This window comes from Streptomyces sp. JHA26 (genome assembly GCF_002005565.1).
Lineage (GTDB): Bacteria > Actinomycetota > Actinomycetes > Streptomycetales > Streptomycetaceae > Streptomyces.
The window spans coordinates 162,110-178,720 of sequence record NZ_BDJC01000004.1 but is presented as its reverse complement, the minus strand read 5'-3'; the positions used below and the strand labels follow the sequence as shown (position 1 = coordinate 178,720).

Sequence of the window (16,611 nt, the reverse complement as noted above, 5' to 3'; positions counted from 1 at the left end):
GCCGGACAGTGAAGGGAGTGCGCGATGTCGGACACGCTGCGTACACGCCTCGCGACCTCCCGTTCAATACCGTAAGCAACCGATCGGGGCCGCACCAGGAGAATGCCCAGATGGGTCCCATCCGGTACGTACACAATCGGCCAGTGCGCAACACGGGACCATTGGGGGGAAGCGGGGCATTCCGCCGGGCGTCGGGAGCGGAGGCGAATCGCGTCGGAAGGGGCGCGTCGAGTAGCGTTTCCGACCATGCGTCTCGTCATTGCCCGCTGCTCCGTCGACTATGCCGGACGGCTCACCGCCCACCTTCCCTCGGCCCCGCGGCTGATTCTGGTCAAGGCGGACGGCAGCGTCTCGATCCATGCCGACGACCGGGCCTACAAACCCCTGAACTGGATGTCGCCTCCGTGCACCCTCAAGGAGGGCTCCGGTGACGAGGCGGGCGTGTGGACCGTCGTCAACAAGGCGGGCGAGAAACTCATCATCACGATGGAGGAGATCCTCCACGACTCCTCGCACGAGCTGGGCGTGGACCCCGGTCTCATCAAGGACGGCGTGGAGGCGCACCTCCAGGAACTGCTCGCCGACCGCATCGAGACCCTCGGCGAGGGCTACACCCTGATCCGCCGCGAGTACCCGACGGCCATCGGGCCGGTCGACATCCTGTGCCGGGACGGCGACGGCGGGACCGTGGCCGTCGAGATCAAGCGGCGCGGCGAGATCGACGGCGTGGAGCAGCTCACCCGCTATCTGGAACTGCTGAACCGCGATCCCCACCTCGCCCCGGTCCGCGGCATCTTCGCGGCCCAGGAGATCAAGCCCCAGGCGCGCGTCCTCGCCACCGACCGCGGCATCGGCTGCACGGTCCTGGACTACGACGCCCTGCGCGGCATCGAGGACGACAAGCTCCGGCTGTTCTGAGCGGTACGGGCGTGAGGCCCGCGTGCGCGAGGGGCCGGGTCCGTGATGCGGACCCGGCCCCTCGCGCGTCGGACCGCCTCAGACGATCAGCCCGGTCGCCGGGGCGGACCCCGTGCCGCCGGTCGGGGTGCCGCTCTGCGTCGCGGTCGCGGGGCCGTCGGCGGGAGCGCTCGCGGTGGTCGGGGTGGTGGTGCCCGGACCGGTCGCGCTGTTGGAGGTCTCCGGGGTCGACGGCGAGGTCGGCGGCGTCGTCGGCGACTCGGAGGGCGGGTCGGTCGTGGGCGTCTGGGACGGCGGATCGGTGGGCGGCTCGGACGAGGTCGGCGGTTCGGACGACGTGGGCGGCCTGGACGACGTGGGCGGCTGCGGCTTCGTCGGGCCGCCCGGCCCGTCCGACCCGTCCGGGTCGCTGGGGTCGCCGGTGCCGCTCGGGTCGCCGGTGCCGCTCGGGTGTCCGGGCCCGCTGCTGTCCGACGGCCGGTCCGACTCGGCCGGCGTCGGGTCGTCGGAGGTGCCGGGGGTGCCGTCCGGGCCGGGGTCGGTCGGCCGGGCGGTCGCCTCACCGGTGTCCGCGGAGCCGTTGCCGTCGTCCTCCGGCCGGTCGGCGCCCAGGCTTCCGTCGTCGACGCCCTGGCTCGCGGACGGGTTGACGCCGACCTGGTCGGCGGGCGTGCCCGGGTCGTTCTCGGAGGTGGCGCCCAGCGTCACCACCGTGCCGAGCACGGCGACGAGCAGCGCGCCCGCGCCGGCGGCCGCCAGGTTGCGCCGCGCGAGTCCCCTGATGCCGCCCAGGGGGCCGCGGGCCGGCCCCGGGGACGGGTCCCGGCGGACGACGAGCGTCGGGGACTGCGGGGACGGCCGGAGCGGCGGGAAGGGCGCGGGCACACCGGCCGGCGGCGACGCCGACTCCTCGTGCCGGGCGTCGGGCACCTCCTCGGCCGCGGTCGGGCCGAAGGCGGCGCCGAGTCCGGCGCCGACGGCCCCGGGTCCCGCGGCGCCACCCGGGCCGGGGGTGTCCCCGGAGCGGTCCGACACCAGGGCGAGGGCACGGCGGCCCGAGACGGCGCCGCGCTTGTCGGAGAGCGCGCCGCGCAGCCCGATGGACGCCTCCAGCTCGGCACGGGCCCGGTCGAGCTGTCCCTCGCACAGCGCGAGGACGCCGAGCTCGTGGTGGAAGTAGGCCTGTTCGGCGACGTCACCGGCGAGCCGGGAGGCCTCGGCGCCGGAGCGCAGCGCCCGTTCCCAGGCGCTCCAGTGCAGTCCGGCGGCGAACGCGGGGGCCGCGGTGCGGGCCAGCTGGACGGCGGGGCTCTCCTCGTCGTCCCCGGCCGGGGCCGTCGCCGGCACCAGCGCGGCGAGGGCGGCCAGCACGGCGTCGGCCTCGGCGCACACGCGCTCGGGGGTGACCGAGGGGTGTCCGGCCCACCAGGCGTAGTGCCGGGCGGTGGCCGACGCCTTCTCCCGCGCGCCGTCGGCGTATCCGGCGTTCTCCAGCTGGGTGAGGACCCCGGCGGCGAGCCGGTAGCGGGAGCCGACCGGCGAGACCAGTCCGCAGTCGGCCAGCTCGCCGAGGGCGGCGTCCGCGTGGGTGTCGCCGACCAGCGCGGGCAGGTGCGCCTGGTGGGGCACCTCGCCGCCGAGGGCGACGGCGAACTCCAGGGTGGCGCGGGCCGAGGCGCTCAGCCGGGAGGCGAGCAGCGGCGCGGGCGCGGCGGCCTCGCCGACGGACGGCAGGGGGACCTCGTCGTTCTCGGCGGCGTCGTAGGGCGTGTCGTCGGCCGGGCGGGCGTCGGCGAAGACGCCGAACTCGTCGACGGCGTCGGCGCCGGCCCGCAGCCGGTCGCGCCGGCGCAGCAGCGCACCGGCCTGCACGAACCGCAGGGGCAGGCCCTCGGACTCGAACCAGAGGTCACCGGCCCAGTTGGCCTCCTCGTCGGTGAGGGGCCGCCGGGCGGCGCGCTCCAGCAGTTCCACGCCGTCCGAGCGGTCCAGGCCGGTGAGGAAGACCTCCTCGACGGCGGAGCCGGCCGAGGGGGCGGGCACGTCCGGCGTCGCGGCGACGAGGAAGGCGCACTCGGGGGTGGCGTCGAGCAGTTCGTCGAGGGCGGCGCCGCCGAACTCCACGTCGTCCAGGACGACGACCGCGCCGACCTCGCGGACGAGGTCGAGCAGTTCCTCCCGGTCCGGCCGGTGCAGGGGGGCGCGGTACACGGCGTGGAAGAGGTCGTACAGCAGGTCGTCGGCCGTGCGGCGGAAGCCGCTGAGGCGGACGACGCCGTCGGGCGCGAGGCCGGCGCAGTCCTCGGCGACGACGTCGAGGAGGCTGGTGCGACCGGAGCCGGCGGGGCCGGTCAGGCGCACCGAACGGCCGCGGGCGAGCAGCCGGGTCAGTCGTTCGCGTTCGTCCTGGCGGGCCAGCAGGCCGAGTGCGGGCCGCGTCGGGCCCGGCGGGGCGGGCGGCCGGGCGGCGCGGTCCAGTTCGGCGCGTTCGGTCGCGGTGAGCTTCTCCGGGCGGGCGGGGCGCTCTCCCCCACTCTCGAATTCGCTCGAGCGGGAGGTACCCCCAGGCGGGCAGACCTCGATCTCGCTGCCGTCGACGGGGTTGACGGTGAGCAGGAAGTCGCCGGAGACGAGCTGCACGGTGCGGGCGAGCGCGGGCGCGTGCTGTCCGAAGTCGGGTGTGAGGGGGTCCCTGGACGGGCGCGGGCGCGGCGTGCTGCCGTCGTGGCCGTGCTCCTCGGGTCCCCGGTTGTTCGGGTCCATAGGTTCAAGCCCCCCAAAAGCGTCGTGTGCCGGGTCCCCGGTCGGGACCACCCCTCCCGGCCTTGCCGCACACCGCGCTGTCGCTTCTGGTCCGGGCCCGCCAAGTGGGCTGCGATGCGGCGGGCAGCCAGACCCTAAACCTTCGCCCAGTATCTCCGACAGTCCGGGGTGCCGGTCCGTCCGAGAGGTCACGGTCTCGTGAGGATTGCGTGCATCGGGCGTCGTGCCGGACGGTGCCCGGGTCCTCGCGGCGGGGCGTTCCGCGGCCGCCGGGGTGCGACGGCCACCGGGGGTCACACCCTGGGCAGGGTCTCCACGCCGATGCCGCCCTCGATGGCCAGGATCCTGTGCAGCCGGGTGGCCACCAGCAGGCGCTGCATCTGCGGCGGAACACCGCGCAGCACCAGGCGCCGGCCGCAGCGGCCGGCCCGCCGGTGGACCCCCATGATCACCCCGAGTCCGGTGGCGTCCCAGGAGTCCAGCTCGGACAGGTCCAGGACCAGGTCGCCGACCCCGTCGTCGACGGCCGAGTGCAGGACCGTACGGGCGTCCGCCGCGCTGCGGACGTCGAGGCGGCCCCCGACGACCAGCTCGACGTGGTCGCCCCTGATGTGCATATGCGCTCCCCGGCGTGCGTCTCGTGCTCGGCGATGTGTCCCACGGGCGGTCTCCCGTCCCGCGGGGTGGTCTCTCGGCGATATCAGGTCATGCAACCTCTGACTGGCCGAAACGGTCGGAGGTTGCCACCCGTGAGCGAACCGATACCGAATTCACCCCGGCGTGTGATGTTGCCCGGGCCGGGGGCGGACTCGGTGCGGACTCAGTGCTTGTAGAAGCCCTGCCCGCTCTTGCGCCCGATGTCACCGGCGTCCACCATCCGGCGCATCAGCTCCGGCGGGGCGAACTTCTCGTCCTGGGACTCGGTGTAGATGTTGCTCGTGGCGTGCAGCAGGATGTCGACGCCCGTCAGGTCGGCGGTGGCCAGCGGCCCCATGGCGTGGCCGAAGCCCAGCCTGCAGGCGAGGTCGATGTCCTCGGCGGTGGCGACGCCCGACTCGTACAGCTTCGCGGCCTCGACGACGAGGGCGGAGATGAGACGGGTGGTCACGAAGCCGGCGACGTCGCGGTTGACGACGATGCACGTCTTGCCGGTGGACTCGGCGAACTCACGGGCGGTGGCGAGCGTTTCGTCGCTGGTCTTGTAGCCGCGCACCAGTTCGCACAGCTGCATCATCGGGACCGGGGAGAAGAAGTGGGTGCCGACGACCCGCTCGGGGCGCTCCGTCACGGCCGCGATCTTGGTGATCGGGATGGCGGAGGTGTTGGACGCGAGGATCGCCTCGTCCTTGACCAGCTTGTCGAGGGCGCGGAAGATCTCGTGCTTGACCTCCAGCTTCTCGAAGACGGCCTCGACGACGACGTCCGCGTCGGCGGCGGCGTCCAGGTCGGTGGTCGCGGTGATGCGGGCGAGGGCGGCCTCGGCGTCGTCCGCGGCGAGCTTGCCCTTGGCGACGAACTTGTCGTACGAGGCCCTGATGCCGTCGGTGCCGCGCCGCAGCGCCTCGTCGGTGACGTCGCGCAGGACGACGTCCCAGCCCGCCTGCGCGGAGACCTGGGCGATGCCGGACCCCATGAGTCCGGCTCCGATGACGGCGAGCTTCCGTGCCACTGTGCGACTCCCCTGATACGCGCTGATTCTCGTCTCTCGGCCGGAGATTAGCGGGCGTGAGGCGCTGTGTGACCGGTTAGTAACGCGCGTCACGTCTCAAATGACGGACGTCACACCGGGGTGCGCCGTTCAGGTGTCAGTCCGCACCCCGGACGGCGTAGTTGAGCACCCTGTCGCTCAACAGGTCCTCCATCTCGTCCAGCAGCACGAGGGTGTCGCGGGAGACCTCGGCGGGCTTTCCGCCGGCCGTCATGCGGCGACCGATGGCCGTCATCACCGTGCCGTGCAGCCAGCTGATCTGACCCGCCATCAGCGAGGGCACCGGGTCGCCGTCCGGGGCGCCGGTCACCTCGCGCAGGGTGCGCTCCAGGTCGTCCTGCACCTCCTGGGCGATCGCCCAGAGCCGGGAGCGCAGCGCGGGTGAGGCCTCGATGACCCCCATGAACCGCGCGTACCCCTCCATGAGGCCGACGCGGGGGGAGACCGTCTCGACCTCCTCGCGCAGTTCGCGCAGCACGGCGCGGGCCGCCGACTCCCCCTCGCGCCGGCCGCGCACCCAGCGCGAGAGCCGGTCGACGACGCCCTTGGAGCGGTCGAGGAAGAGGTCCTCCTTGGCCGGGAAGTAGTTGTAGACGGTGTTGACGGAGACGTTCGCGGCGTCCGCGACCTCCGCCACCGTGACGGCCTCGAAGCCGCGCTCCAGGAACAGCCCCGTGGCGACATCCGAGATGTACTGCCGGGTCTGCCGCTTCTTCCGTTCCCTGAGTCCCTCGGCCATGCCCGCATCCTAACCGCGCCGGCACCACCGGATGGGGTCACTGAAAACTTGGTGTCATTGCAAAATTTCAGTGACTCTGTTTTTCTGGGGGCATGGCAATCATCAGTACGGCCGGGCTGGCCCGTACCTTCGCGACCAAGCGCGGCCCGGTCGAGGCCGTGCGCGGCATCGACCTCACCGTCCGCGAGGGCGAGATCCTGGGCTTCCTCGGCCCCAACGGCGCCGGCAAGACCACCACCCTGCGGATGCTCACGACCCTGCTCGCCCCCACCGGCGGCGCGGCCACCGTCGCCGGCCACGACCTGGCGACCGACCCGGCCGGGGTGCGCGCGGCGTGCGGGTACGTGGCGCAGTCGGGCGGGGTGGACACACAGATCACCGTGCGGGAGGAGCTGGTCACCCAGGGCCGCCTGTACCGGCTGACCAGGGCGCGGGCCGTCGAGCGCGCCGAGGAGCTGGCCCGCGACCTGGACCTGACCGAGCTGCTGGACCGCAGGTGCGGCGCGCTGTCCGGCGGGCAGCGGCGCCGGCTGGACATCGCGATGGCGCTCACCCACCGCCCGGAGGTGCTCTTCCTGGACGAGCCGACGACCGGCCTGGACCCCGGCAGCCGCGCCGACCTGTGGGACCTGGTGCGCCGGCTGCGCGACGAGCACGGCACCACGGTCTTCCTGACCACCCACTACCTCGACGAGGCCGACGCGCTCTCCGACCGCCTGGTGGTCGTGGACGGCGGCGTGGTGGTCGCCGAGGGCACCCCGGCCGCCCTGAAGCTCGAGTACGGCGGCTCGCCCGACGCCTCCCTCCAGGACACCTTCCTCGCCGTCACCGGTCGCAGCGCCGCGCCGGCCGACGCCACCCCCGCAACCGTCTGACACCCCGTAGCCGCCCGACACCCCTGGGAACACCGATGCTGCTCCACGACACCGGCCTCGTCTACGGCCGCTATCTGCGCCAGTCCCTGCGCTCCCGCTTCGCGCTGCTCTTCGGCGTCCTGATGCCGCTGCTGTACCTGCTCTTCTTCGGCCCGCTGCTGACCGACCTGCCGCTCGGCGGGCGGGGCAGCTCCTGGCAGGTGCTGGTCCCCGGCCTGCTGCTGCAACTCGGCCTGTTCGGAGCCTCCTTCGCCGGGTTCTCGATCATCATCGAGAACGGTCAGGGGGTGGTCGAACGCATGCGCGTCACGCCCGTCAGCCGGCTCGCGCTGCTCCTGGGGCGGGTCCTGCGGGACGCCACCGTCTTCGCCTTCCAGGCGGTGCTGCTGGTGCTGGCGGCCGTGGTCATGGGCCTGCGCGCACCGCTGCCCGGCGTGCTGATCGGCTTCGTGTTCGTCGCGCTGCTCACGGTCTCGCTGGCGTCGCTGTCGTACGCGCTGGCGATGAAGGTGCGGACCCCGCAGGAGTTCGGGCCCACGATCAACGCGCTGACGATGCCGTCGATGCTGCTGTCCGGTCTGATGCTCCCGATGACGCTGGGGCCGGCGTGGCTGGACGTGCTGTCGCACCTGATGCCGTTCCGCTACCTGGTCGACGCGGTACGGGACGCCTACGTCGGCAGCTACGCGACGGCGCACATGCTGTACGGCTCCCTCGTCGCCGTGGCCTTCACCGCACTGGCCGTGACGGTGGGCACACGCGTGTTCCGGACGGCCGGGGCGTAACTAGGCTGACCCCATGGTCAACCTGACGCGTATCTACACCCGGACCGGCGACAAGGGCACCACGAACCTCGGTGACATGTCCCGGGTCGCCAAGACCGATCTGCGGATCTCCGCCTACGCCGACGCCAACGAGGCGAACGCGGTGATCGGCACGGCGATCGCGCTGGGGGGTCTGGAGGACGAGGTCGTCCAGGTCCTCACCCGCGTCCAGAACGACCTGTTCGACGTGGGCGCCGACCTGTCGACACCGGTCGTGGAGAACCCCGAGTACCCGCCGCTGCGGGTCGAGCAGTTCTACGTCGACCGGCTGGAGGCGGACTGCGACCGCTTCAACGAGCGGCTGGAGAAGCTCCGCTCCTTCATCCTGCCCGGCGGCACGCCCGGCGCGGCCCTGCTGCACCAGGCGTGCACGGTGGTGAGGCGGGCCGAGCGCTCGACGTGGGCGGCGCTGGAGGTCCACGGCGAGACGATGAACCCGCTCACCGCCACCTACCTGAACCGGCTCTCCGACCTGCTGTTCATCCTGGCGCGCGTCGCGAACGAGGAGACCGGCGACGTGCTGTGGGTGCCGGGCGGGGAGCGCTGAGCCCTACCGGGGCTCCGCCCGACCGCGTGCGGCCCGGTAGAGGCCCAGCAGGGTCTCGGCGCCGCCGACGCACATCAGCACCACGCCGACCTTGACGGGGTCGACCACCGGCAGGTCCACTCCCTGGGCGAACAGCCACAGCGCCAGGCCCGCCACCAGCGTGGCGGGCCCCGCGAGAAGGTTCCCGGACGCCCGTGTCATCGGCCGACACGCTCCTTGCCGGTGCCCGCGCCGGCGACGTCCCGCCCGTCCGCCGGGGCCTTCTTCGGCCAGATCCAGTAGGCCAGGGCCACCAGACCGTGGATGCCGGCGATCCGCCACGCGGTGAAGCGCCAGGACTCCAGGGGCGTGACGCGGCTCGGGTCGTCGACGTACCAGATGGCGAGCTGGAGCAGCGCGGTCGCCACGACGGCGGCGGTCAGCGTGCCCAGCCAGACCTTGGTCTCGTGCCGGGCGCGGGCCATGCCGTGGCGGGGCGGGCCGAGCGGCTTCGGGGCGCCGCCCAGCCGGTGGGCGGCGTGGCCGTCGAGCCACTTCACCGTGCGGTGGCCGTGGCCCACGGTGTAGCCGAGGTAGAGCGCGGCCAGGCCGTGCGTCCAGTTCGGCTCGGCGCCGTTCTTCAGGTCCAGCGCGGTGGCGACCAGCAGGACGACCTCCAGCAGCGGCTCGCACAGCAGCAGCGCCAGACCGGTGCGGGGCATCCTCAGCAGGTAGCGGCAGGCCAGTCCGGCGGCCAGCAGCACCCAGAAGCCGATCTCACAGGCGGCGATCAAGGCGACGATCACGGTTCGCTCCCTTCGGTCACCCTTTCAGGCTCCCGTGCGGAACGGCCCGTTTCGTCGTCGCCGACGACGAACCCGCGGTACATCGAAAGATGCAGTCCAGGACCGTCCGCGGGGATCAGGCGCCGGGTGCGCGCAGCGTGTTGGATGGTGCCATGGCCGTACGACCGCCCCGCCCCCACCGCTTCGACGGGTGGACCGCGCTGGCCGGACTCTCCGGCGGACTGCTGCTGTGGGGGCTCGGGCTGGGCGTGCGCGGGGGCGACGATCCGATCGTGCTCCTCGACGGCCGCTGGCCCCTCCTCGTGCCGCTCGCCGTGATCGCCGGCTGCGAGCTGCTGCGCCGCACCGCTCCGCGCACCGCGCTGCTGACCGGCACGCTGGCGCTGGCCGCGGACACGATGACCCGGGGCAGCATCGCCACGATCGTGATGTACACCGACCTGATGTACGCCGCCGTCCTGTACGGGACGCCCGCCGCGGCCCGCCGCCTGCCGTGGATCACCGGCATGCTCACGATCGCCGCGACGCTGGTGCCGTACGCCGTGTGGCGGGTGCCGGAGGCGCTGCTGCTCGGTCTCGTCGTCGGCGGTGTGGCGTTCACACCCGCGTCGACCGGCCTGATCGTGCGCAACCACCGCGACGCCGCCGAGGCGGCCCGGCTGCGGGCCGAACAGACCGCGCTGCTCGCCGAGATGGACCGCACCCAGGCGGTGACCGCGGAGCGCGCCCGGATGGCGCGGGAGTTGCACGACATGGTCGCCAACCACCTCTCCGCGATCGCCATCCACTCCACGGCCGCGCTCTCCCTGGACGACGAGAAGACCTCCCGCGACGCGCTCGCCGTGATCCGGGAGAACAGCGTCCAGGGACTGTCCGAGATGCGGCGGCTCATCGGCATCCTGCGCGACGGGGCCGACGACCGGGAACCGGCCGCGACCCCCACCCTCGACGGCCTCGGCGCCCTGGTCGAGGGCGCCCGCGCCAACGGCCTGGACGTCGCCCTCGACGCCACCCACACTTCCGTTCCCGCACCGGTCGAGCTCGCCGCGTACAGGATCGTGCAGGAGTCGCTGACGAACGCGCTGAAGCACGCCGCTCCGGGGAAGGTCACCGTGCTGCTGCGCCGCCTGGACGACGGCCTCGACATCCGGGTGAGCAGCCCCTACGGCGGCCGGGACACCCCGCGCGCACCGGGGTCCGGGGCCGGGCTGGTCGGCATGCGGGAGCGGGTGGCCCTGCTGGACGGCACGTTCGAGGCCGGCCCGGAGAGCGGTCCGGACGGCACGTGGTGGGTCGTGCGCGCCCGTCTCCCCGTCACCGACATCACCCGAGGAGAACTGGAATGATCCGGGTCCTGGTCGCCGAGGACCAGTCCGCCGTCCGTGCCGGACTGGTCCTGATCCTGCGCAGCGCGCCCGACATCGAGGTGGTCGGCGAGGCGGGCGACGGCGAGCGGGCGGTGGAGCTCGCCCGTGAACTCCGTCCCGACCTGGTCCTGATGGACGTGCAGATGCCCCGCCTGGACGGGGTGTCGGCGACCCGGCGGGTGGTCGGCGAGGGGCTGGCCGACGTGCTCGTGCTGACCACGTTCGACCTCGACGAGTACGTCTTCGGGGCGCTGCGGGCGGGCGCCGCCGGGTTCCTGCTGAAGAACACGGAGGCGAAGGACCTGATCGGCGCCGTGCGCACGGTGGCGGGCGGCGAGGGGATCGTCGCCCCGGCCGTCACCCGGCGTCTGATCGCCGAGTTCGCGGCGCGGCCGGCCCGGGCGGCCACCGCCGATCCGGCCGTCCTCGACAGTCTGACCCGGCGGGAGCGCGAGGTCCTGTCCTGTCTCGGCGAGGGGCTGTCCAACGCCGCGATCGCCACGCGCCTGGACATGGCCGAGGCCACGGTGAAGACGCACGTCAGCCGTCTGCTGGGCAAGCTGGAACTGCGCAGCCGGGTGCAGGCGGCGGTGCTCGCCCAGGAGTTGGGGATCTGACCACTCTCGCGAGCAGTGGTCCAGACCTATTGACCTATGGTCCAGACCTTCCTATTCTCGCGGCACTGCGAGCGTGAGGCTCAGTCACGCTCACAACAACATCCCCACATAAGGAGGCGCAGCATGCGCTTCAGACACCGAGCCGCGGCCCTGGCCGCGACCCTGGCTCTCCCCCTCGCCGGGCTGGTCGGACTCGCCGGTCCGGCCCAGGCGGCCACGAGTGCCACCGCCACCTTCACCAAGACGTCGGACTGGGGCACGGGCTTCGGCGGCAGCTGGACCGTGAAGAACACGGGCACGACGACCATCAACTCCTGGACCGTCGAGTGGGACTTCCCCTCGGGCACCAAGGTCACCTCGGCCTGGGACGCCACGGTCACCAACTCCGCCGACCACTGGACCGCCAAGAACGTCGGCTGGAACGGGACGCTCGCCCCCGGCGCCTCGGTCTCCTTCGGCTTCAACGGCAGCGGCCCCGGCTCCCCGTCCGGCTGCAAGCTCAACGGCGGCAGCTGTGACGGCGGCCCGGAGGTCCCCGGCGACGCGGCCCCCTCCGCCCCCGGCACCCCGACCGCCTCGAGCATCACCGACACCTCGGTGAAGCTGTCCTGGTCGGCCGCGACCGACGACAAGGGCGTCAAGAACTACGACGTCCTGCGCGACGGCGCCAAGGTCGCCACCGTGACCGGTACCACGTACACGGACACCGGCCTCACCAAGGGCACCGACTACTCGTACACCGTCCAGGCCCGCGACACCGCCGACCAGACCGGCCCGGCCAGCGGCGCCGTCACGGTCCGCACCACCGGCGGCGGCGGGGGCGAGCCCGGCCCGAGCGGCAAGGTCAACCTCGGCTACTTCACCGAGTGGGGCGTCTACGGACGCAACTACCACGTCAAGAACCTGGTGACCTCCGGCTCCGCCTCCAAGATCACGCACATCAACTACGCGTTCGGCAATGTCAAGAACGGCCAGTGCACCGTCGACGACACCTTCGCCGCGTACGAGAAGGCCTACACCGCCGACCAGTCCGTCAGCGGCACCGCCGACACCTGGGACCAGCCGCTGCGCGGCAACTTCAACCAGCTCCGCCAGCTGAAGGCCAAGTACCCGCACATCAAGGTCCTGTACTCCTTCGGCGGCTGGACCTACTCGGGCGGCTTCGGCCAGGCCGCGCAGAACGCGGCCGCCTTCGCCAAGTCCTGCAAGGCCGTCGTGGAGGACCCGCGCTGGGCCGACGTGTTCGACGGCATCGACATCGACTGGGAGTACCCGAACGCCTGCGGCCTGACCTGTGACACCTCCGGCCCCGCGGCCTTCAAGAACCTCACGCAGGCGCTGCGCAACGAGTTCGGCTCCGACTACCTGATCACCGCCGCCATCACCGCGGACGGCTCCTCCGGCGGCAAGATCGACGCCGCCGACTACGGCGGCGCCGCCCAGTACCTCGACTGGTACAACGTCATGACCTACGACTACTTCGGCGCCTGGGCCACCACCGGCCCGACCGCCCCGCACTCCCCGCTGACCTCGTACTCCGGCATCCCGACCGCGGGCTTCAACTCCGCGGACGCGATCGCCAAGCTCAAGGCCAAGGGCGTGCCGTCCGCCAAGCTCCTGCTCGGCATCGGCTTCTACGGCCGCGGCTGGACCGGCGTCACCCAGTCCGCCCCCGGCGGCACGGCGACCGGCGCGGCTCCCGGCACCTACGAGGCCGGCATCGAGGACTACAAGGTCCTGAAGAACGCGTGCCCCGCCACCGGCACCGTCGCCGGCACGGCGTACGCGCACTGCGGCAACCAGTGGTGGTCCTACGACACCCCGTCGACCATCGCCGGCAAGATGGCCTGGGCCAAGAGCCAGGGCCTCGGCGGCGCCTTCTTCTGGGAGTTCAGCGGAGACACCGCGAACGGCGAGCTGGTGAGCGCCATGAAGAGCGGACTCAGCTAGCGGTACCGAACACCACCGTGCGCCCTCCTCCGGACCTCGTCCGGAGGAGGGCGCACGAGGTTACGCGACGTTCACCCTCTGTCCGGGCGGGGCCGCCTCCAGCCACGCGAGGAATCCGGTCAGCGCGTCCTCGCTCATCGCCAGTTCGAGCCGGGTGCCCCGGTGCAGACAGGCCAGGACGACGGAGTCGGAGAGCAGCGCCAGCTCCTCCTCCCCGTCCGGGAGACGGCGGCCGGCCACCTCGATCGACGCGCGCTCCAGGACCCGGCGCGGGCGCGGGGAGTACGAGAAGACGCGGTACCACTCGACCCGGTCGCCGTTGTAGCGGGCCACGCCGTAGGCCCAGCCCTTCCCGCCGCTGTCGCCGCCCTCCTCGGGCGCGTCCCAGCGCAGGGAACAGTCGAAGGTGCCGCCGGAGCGCTGGATCAGCCTGCGGCGCAGACCGAAGACGAACAGTCCGACCACCACCAGGGCGACGACAATTCCGCACACGGTCAGAGCGAGGACCATCGACACCGACCTCCTCGTCTCCTAGGTAACGGAACGGAAAAATCACCCTGATCTGCCTCAGCCGCGGCCGGGTCCGGATCGCTCCGGTCCCAGCCGCGGCTGAGTGACGTCATAGCACAGCGCCGTGGGTCAGCGCCCCGCCGCCGCGCGCAGTCGGACGTCCGCACGACGCTCGGCGTGGGCGTCGCCCTCCGCCTTCGCGCGCTCGAGCTCGCGCTCCGCGCGCTGGACGTCGATCTCGTCCGACAGCTCGGCGATCTCGGCCAGCAGCGACAGCTTGTTGTCGGCGAACGAGATGAAACCGCCGTGCACCGCGGCGACGACCGTCCCGCCGTCACTCGTACGGATGGTCACCGGGCCCGACTCCAGCACACCGAGCAGCGGCTGGTGACCGGGCATGACGCCGATGTCGCCGGACGTGGTGCGCGCGACGACCAGGGTGGCCTCGCCGGACCAGACCTCTCGGTCGGCCGCGACCAGCGCGACGTGCAGCTCAGCAGCCAAGGTGGCTCCTCGGGTCACCACCCGGCGGGGGAGCCGGGTGTTGGTTACAAGTCTAAGGGGCGTGCCGGAGGGGGCGGGACGTGCCCGCCCCCTCCGGTGTGAGCCGTGGGGCTCACGATGAGCACGGGGCTCAGGAGACGCCGAGCTCCTTGGCGTTCTTCTTCAGGTCCTCGATGCCACCGCACATGAAGAACGCCTGCTCCGGGAAGTGGTCGTACTCACCGTCGCAGATCGCGTTGAACGCGGCGATCGACTCGTCCAGCGGCACGTCCGAACCGTCCACGCCGGTGAACTGCTTGGCGACGTGGGTGTTCTGGGACAGGAAGCGCTCCACGCGACGGGCACGGTGGACGACGAGCTTGTCCTCCTCGCCGAGCTCGTCGATACCGAGGATCGCGATGATGTCCTGCAGGTCCTTGTACTTCTGCAGGATGTTCTTCACGCGCATCGCGGCCTGGTAGTGGTCCGCCGCGATGTACCGCGGGTCGAGGATGCGGGACGTCGAGTCCAGCGGGTCCACGGCCGGGTAGATGCCCTTCTCGGAGATCGGACGGGAGAGAACCGTCGTCGCGTCGAGGTGGGCGAAGGTGGTGGCCGGGGCCGGGTCGGTCAGGTCGTCCGCGGGGACGTAGATCGCCTGCATCGAGGTGATCGAGTGACCGCGGGTCGAGGTGATGCGCTCCTGGAGGAGACCCATCTCGTCGGCCAGGTTCGGCTGGTAGCCCACCGCGGAGGGCATGCGGCCGAGCAGGGTCGACACCTCGGAACCGGCCTGGGTGAAGCGGAAGATGTTGTCGATGAAGAACAGCACGTCCTGCTTCTGCACATCGCGGAAGTACTCCGCCATGGTCAGGCCGGCGAGGGCCACGCGCAGACGGGTGCCCGGGGGCTCGTCCATCTGGCCGAAGACGAGCGCGGTCTTGTCGATGACGCCCGACTCGCTCATCTCGTCGATGAGGTCGTTGCCCTCACGGGTGCGCTCACCGACACCGGCGAACACGGAGACACCGTCGTGGTTGTTGGCGACGCGGTAGATCATCTCCTGGATGAGCACCGTCTTGCCGACGCCGGCGCCGCCGAACAGACCGATCTTGCCGCCCTTGACGTACGGGGTCAGCAGGTCGATGACCTTGACGCCGGTCTCGAACATCTCGGTCTTCGACTCGAGCTCGTCGAAGTTGGGCGCCTTGCGGTGGATCGGCCAGCGCTCACCGGTGTACTGCTCGTCGACGTTCAGCACCTCACCGAGGGTGTTGAACACCTTGCCCTTGGTGAAGTCGCCGACGGGGACGGAGATGGCCGTGCCCGTGTCGGTCACCGGGGCCTGGCGGACCAGGCCGTCGGTGGGCTGCATGGAGATGGTGCGGACCAGGCCGTCACCCAGGTGCTGGGCGACCTCCAGGGTCAGCGTCTTGAGCTCGCCCGCCTGCGCCGGGTCGGCGACCTCGACGTGGAGGGCGTTGTAGATGTCCGGCATCGCGTCGACGGGGAACTCCACGTCGACGACCGGGCCGATGACCCGCGCGACGCGGCCGGTGGCCACGCCCGACGCAGCGGTCGGCTCAACAGTGGTGGTCATTAGTTGTCACTCCCCGCGGTCGCGTCGGCCAGTGCGCTCGCGCCACCGACGATCTCGCTGATTTCCTGGGTGATTTCGGCCTGGCGGGCCGCGTTGGCAAGACGGGAGAGCGTGTTGATCAGCTCGCCCGCGTTGTCGGTGGCCGACTTCATCGCGCGCCGCGTGGCGGCGTGCTTGGAAGCGGCCGACTGGAGCAGCGCGTTGTAGATGCGGCTCTCGACGTAGCGCGGCAGCAGGGCGTCGAGGACGTCCTCCGCCGACGGCTCGAAGTCGTACAGCGGGAGGAGCTCGTCCTTCGCCGCCGACTCCTGCGCGACCTCTTCGAGGCGCAGCGGCAGCAGCCGGGAGCCGACCGCCGTCTGCGTCATCATCGAGACGAACTCGGTGTAGACGATGTGGAGCTCGTCCACGCCGCCCTCGGCCGTCTCCTTCTCGATGGCCTCGATCAGCGGTGCCGCGACCTTCTTGGCGTCCGCGTACGTCGGCTCGTCGGTGAAGCCCGTGAACGACTCCGCGACCTTGCGCTCGCGGAAGTTGTAGTGGGCCAGACCGCGCCGGCCGACGATGTACGTCTCGACCTGCTTGCCCTCGCGCTCGAGGCGCTCGGTCAGCTGCTCCGCGGCCTTGATGGCGTTGGAGTTGAAGGCGCCGGCCAGACCGCGGTCGCTGGTGAGGAGCAGGACCGCGGCACGGGTCGGGTTGTCCGCCTCCGTGGTGAGCGGGTGCTTCGTGTTCGAACCGGTGCCGACCGCCGTGACCGCGCGGGTCAGTTCCTGCGCGTACGGCGTGGAGGCCGCCACCTTGCGCTGCGCCTTGACGACGCGCGAGGCGGCGATCATCTCCATCGCCTTGGTGATCTTCTTGGTCGCGGTGACGGATCGGATGCGACGCTTGTAGACCCGGAGCTGGGCTCCCATGAGTCAGG

At 71.9% G+C, this 16,611-nt stretch carries 17 protein-coding genes; 7 read left to right on the top strand and 10 right to left on the bottom strand.

The features are described 5' to 3' along the window. Positions 1-246: 246 nt before the first annotated feature. Positions 247-918 carry an endonuclease NucS gene (gene nucS / locus JHAT_RS04140; protein ID WP_077796650.1) on the top strand — a complete coding sequence of 224 codons (672 nt, stop codon included), beginning with the start codon at positions 247-249 and terminating at the stop codon, positions 916-918. Between the two features lie 78 nt (positions 919-996). Here nucS and JHAT_RS04135 read toward each other — a convergent pair whose 3' ends face one another. The 4 genes from JHAT_RS04135 to JHAT_RS04120 all read right to left on the bottom strand — a co-directional run bounded on the left by JHAT_RS04135 (position 997) and on the right by JHAT_RS04120 (position 6,128). Next, complete coding sequence (locus JHAT_RS04135; RefSeq protein WP_077796649.1) at positions 997-3,681, bottom strand: AAA family ATPase; 2,685 nt, start codon at positions 3,679-3,681, stop codon at positions 997-999. A 293-nt stretch (positions 3,682-3,974) separates the two neighbouring features. Further along, positions 3,975-4,298 (bottom strand): STAS domain-containing protein, encoded by a 324-nt coding sequence (locus tag JHAT_RS04130; RefSeq protein WP_077796648.1) that lies wholly within the window; start codon positions 4,296-4,298, stop codon positions 3,975-3,977. Positions 4,299-4,501: 203 nt separating this feature from the next. Next, a complete protein-coding gene (locus JHAT_RS04125) occupies positions 4,502-5,350 on the bottom strand; it encodes a 3-hydroxyacyl-CoA dehydrogenase family protein (protein ID WP_077796647.1) in 849 nt (282 codons plus the stop codon). A 136-nt stretch (positions 5,351-5,486) separates the two neighbouring features. After that, a complete protein-coding gene (locus JHAT_RS04120) occupies positions 5,487-6,128 on the bottom strand; it encodes a TetR/AcrR family transcriptional regulator (protein WP_077796646.1) in 642 nt (213 codons plus the stop codon). A 92-nt stretch (positions 6,129-6,220) separates the two neighbouring features. On the opposite strand from JHAT_RS04120, the gene JHAT_RS04115 reads away from it, so the two are divergent. From JHAT_RS04115 to JHAT_RS04105, 3 genes are read left to right on the top strand one after another with little or no spacing between them, the layout of a single operon-like run. Further along, positions 6,221-7,003 carry an ABC transporter ATP-binding protein gene (locus JHAT_RS04115; RefSeq protein WP_077796645.1) on the top strand — a complete coding sequence of 261 codons (783 nt, stop codon included), beginning with the start codon at positions 6,221-6,223 and terminating at the stop codon, positions 7,001-7,003. Positions 7,004-7,038: 35 nt separating this feature from the next. After that, positions 7,039-7,788 (top strand): ABC transporter permease, encoded by a 750-nt coding sequence (locus tag JHAT_RS04110; RefSeq protein ID WP_077796644.1) that lies wholly within the window; start codon positions 7,039-7,041, stop codon positions 7,786-7,788. A gap of 13 nt (positions 7,789-7,801) precedes the next feature. Continuing rightward, complete coding sequence (locus JHAT_RS04105; protein ID WP_077796643.1) at positions 7,802-8,374, top strand: cob(I)yrinic acid a,c-diamide adenosyltransferase; 573 nt, start codon at positions 7,802-7,804, stop codon at positions 8,372-8,374. A 3-nt stretch (positions 8,375-8,377) separates the two neighbouring features. Here JHAT_RS04105 and JHAT_RS04100 read toward each other — a convergent pair whose 3' ends face one another. Together JHAT_RS04100 and JHAT_RS04095 are read right to left on the bottom strand one after the other, a co-directional pair. Continuing rightward, a complete protein-coding gene (locus JHAT_RS04100) occupies positions 8,378-8,575 on the bottom strand; it encodes a DUF5708 family protein (protein ID WP_077796642.1) in 198 nt (65 codons plus the stop codon). After that, positions 8,572-9,159: a hypothetical protein gene (locus JHAT_RS04095; protein WP_077796641.1), complete on the bottom strand. Its 588-nt coding sequence runs from the start codon at positions 9,157-9,159 to the stop codon at positions 8,572-8,574. The genes JHAT_RS04100 and JHAT_RS04095 overlap by 4 nt, the downstream gene beginning before the upstream one ends. Positions 9,160-9,311: 152 nt before the next feature. Between JHAT_RS04095 and JHAT_RS04090 the strand changes: the two genes are divergently transcribed. The 3 genes from JHAT_RS04090 (at position 9,312) to JHAT_RS04080 (ending at position 13,093) form a co-directional block, all read left to right on the top strand. Then, the gene (locus tag JHAT_RS04090) at positions 9,312-10,505 is read left to right on the top strand and encodes a sensor histidine kinase (RefSeq protein ID WP_077796640.1); all 1,194 of its coding nucleotides are present in this window, start codon (positions 9,312-9,314) and stop codon (positions 10,503-10,505) included. Beyond that, on the top strand, positions 10,502-11,143 hold the full coding sequence (locus JHAT_RS04085; RefSeq protein ID WP_077796639.1) for a response regulator transcription factor: 642 nt from the start codon (positions 10,502-10,504) through the stop codon (positions 11,141-11,143). Before JHAT_RS04090 ends, JHAT_RS04085 begins: the two co-directional genes overlap by 4 nt. A 123-nt stretch (positions 11,144-11,266) precedes the next feature. Further along, positions 11,267-13,093, top strand: a complete 1,827-nt coding sequence (locus tag JHAT_RS04080) for a glycoside hydrolase family 18 chitinase (protein ID WP_077796638.1) — start codon at positions 11,267-11,269, stop codon at positions 13,091-13,093. 60 nt (positions 13,094-13,153) lie between these two features. On the opposite strand, the gene JHAT_RS04075 is transcribed toward JHAT_RS04080, so the two are convergent. From JHAT_RS04075 to JHAT_RS04060, 4 genes are all read right to left on the bottom strand, one after another. Continuing rightward, the gene (locus JHAT_RS04075) at positions 13,154-13,603 is read right to left on the bottom strand and encodes a DUF2550 domain-containing protein (protein WP_077796637.1); all 450 of its coding nucleotides are present in this window, start codon (positions 13,601-13,603) and stop codon (positions 13,154-13,156) included. Between the two features lie 129 nt (positions 13,604-13,732). Further along, positions 13,733-14,107 (bottom strand): F0F1 ATP synthase subunit epsilon, encoded by a 375-nt coding sequence (locus JHAT_RS04070; RefSeq protein WP_019326852.1) that lies wholly within the window; start codon positions 14,105-14,107, stop codon positions 13,733-13,735. A 130-nt stretch (positions 14,108-14,237) separates the two neighbouring features. Further along, positions 14,238-15,686, bottom strand: coding sequence for a F0F1 ATP synthase subunit beta (gene atpD, locus JHAT_RS04065; RefSeq protein ID WP_077796636.1), 1,449 nt, complete (start codon positions 15,684-15,686; stop codon positions 14,238-14,240). After that, positions 15,686-16,603 (bottom strand): F0F1 ATP synthase subunit gamma, encoded by a 918-nt coding sequence (locus tag JHAT_RS04060; protein ID WP_077796635.1) that lies wholly within the window; start codon positions 16,601-16,603, stop codon positions 15,686-15,688. The genes atpD and JHAT_RS04060 overlap by 1 nt, the downstream gene beginning before the upstream one ends. Positions 16,604-16,611 lie beyond the last annotated feature (8 nt).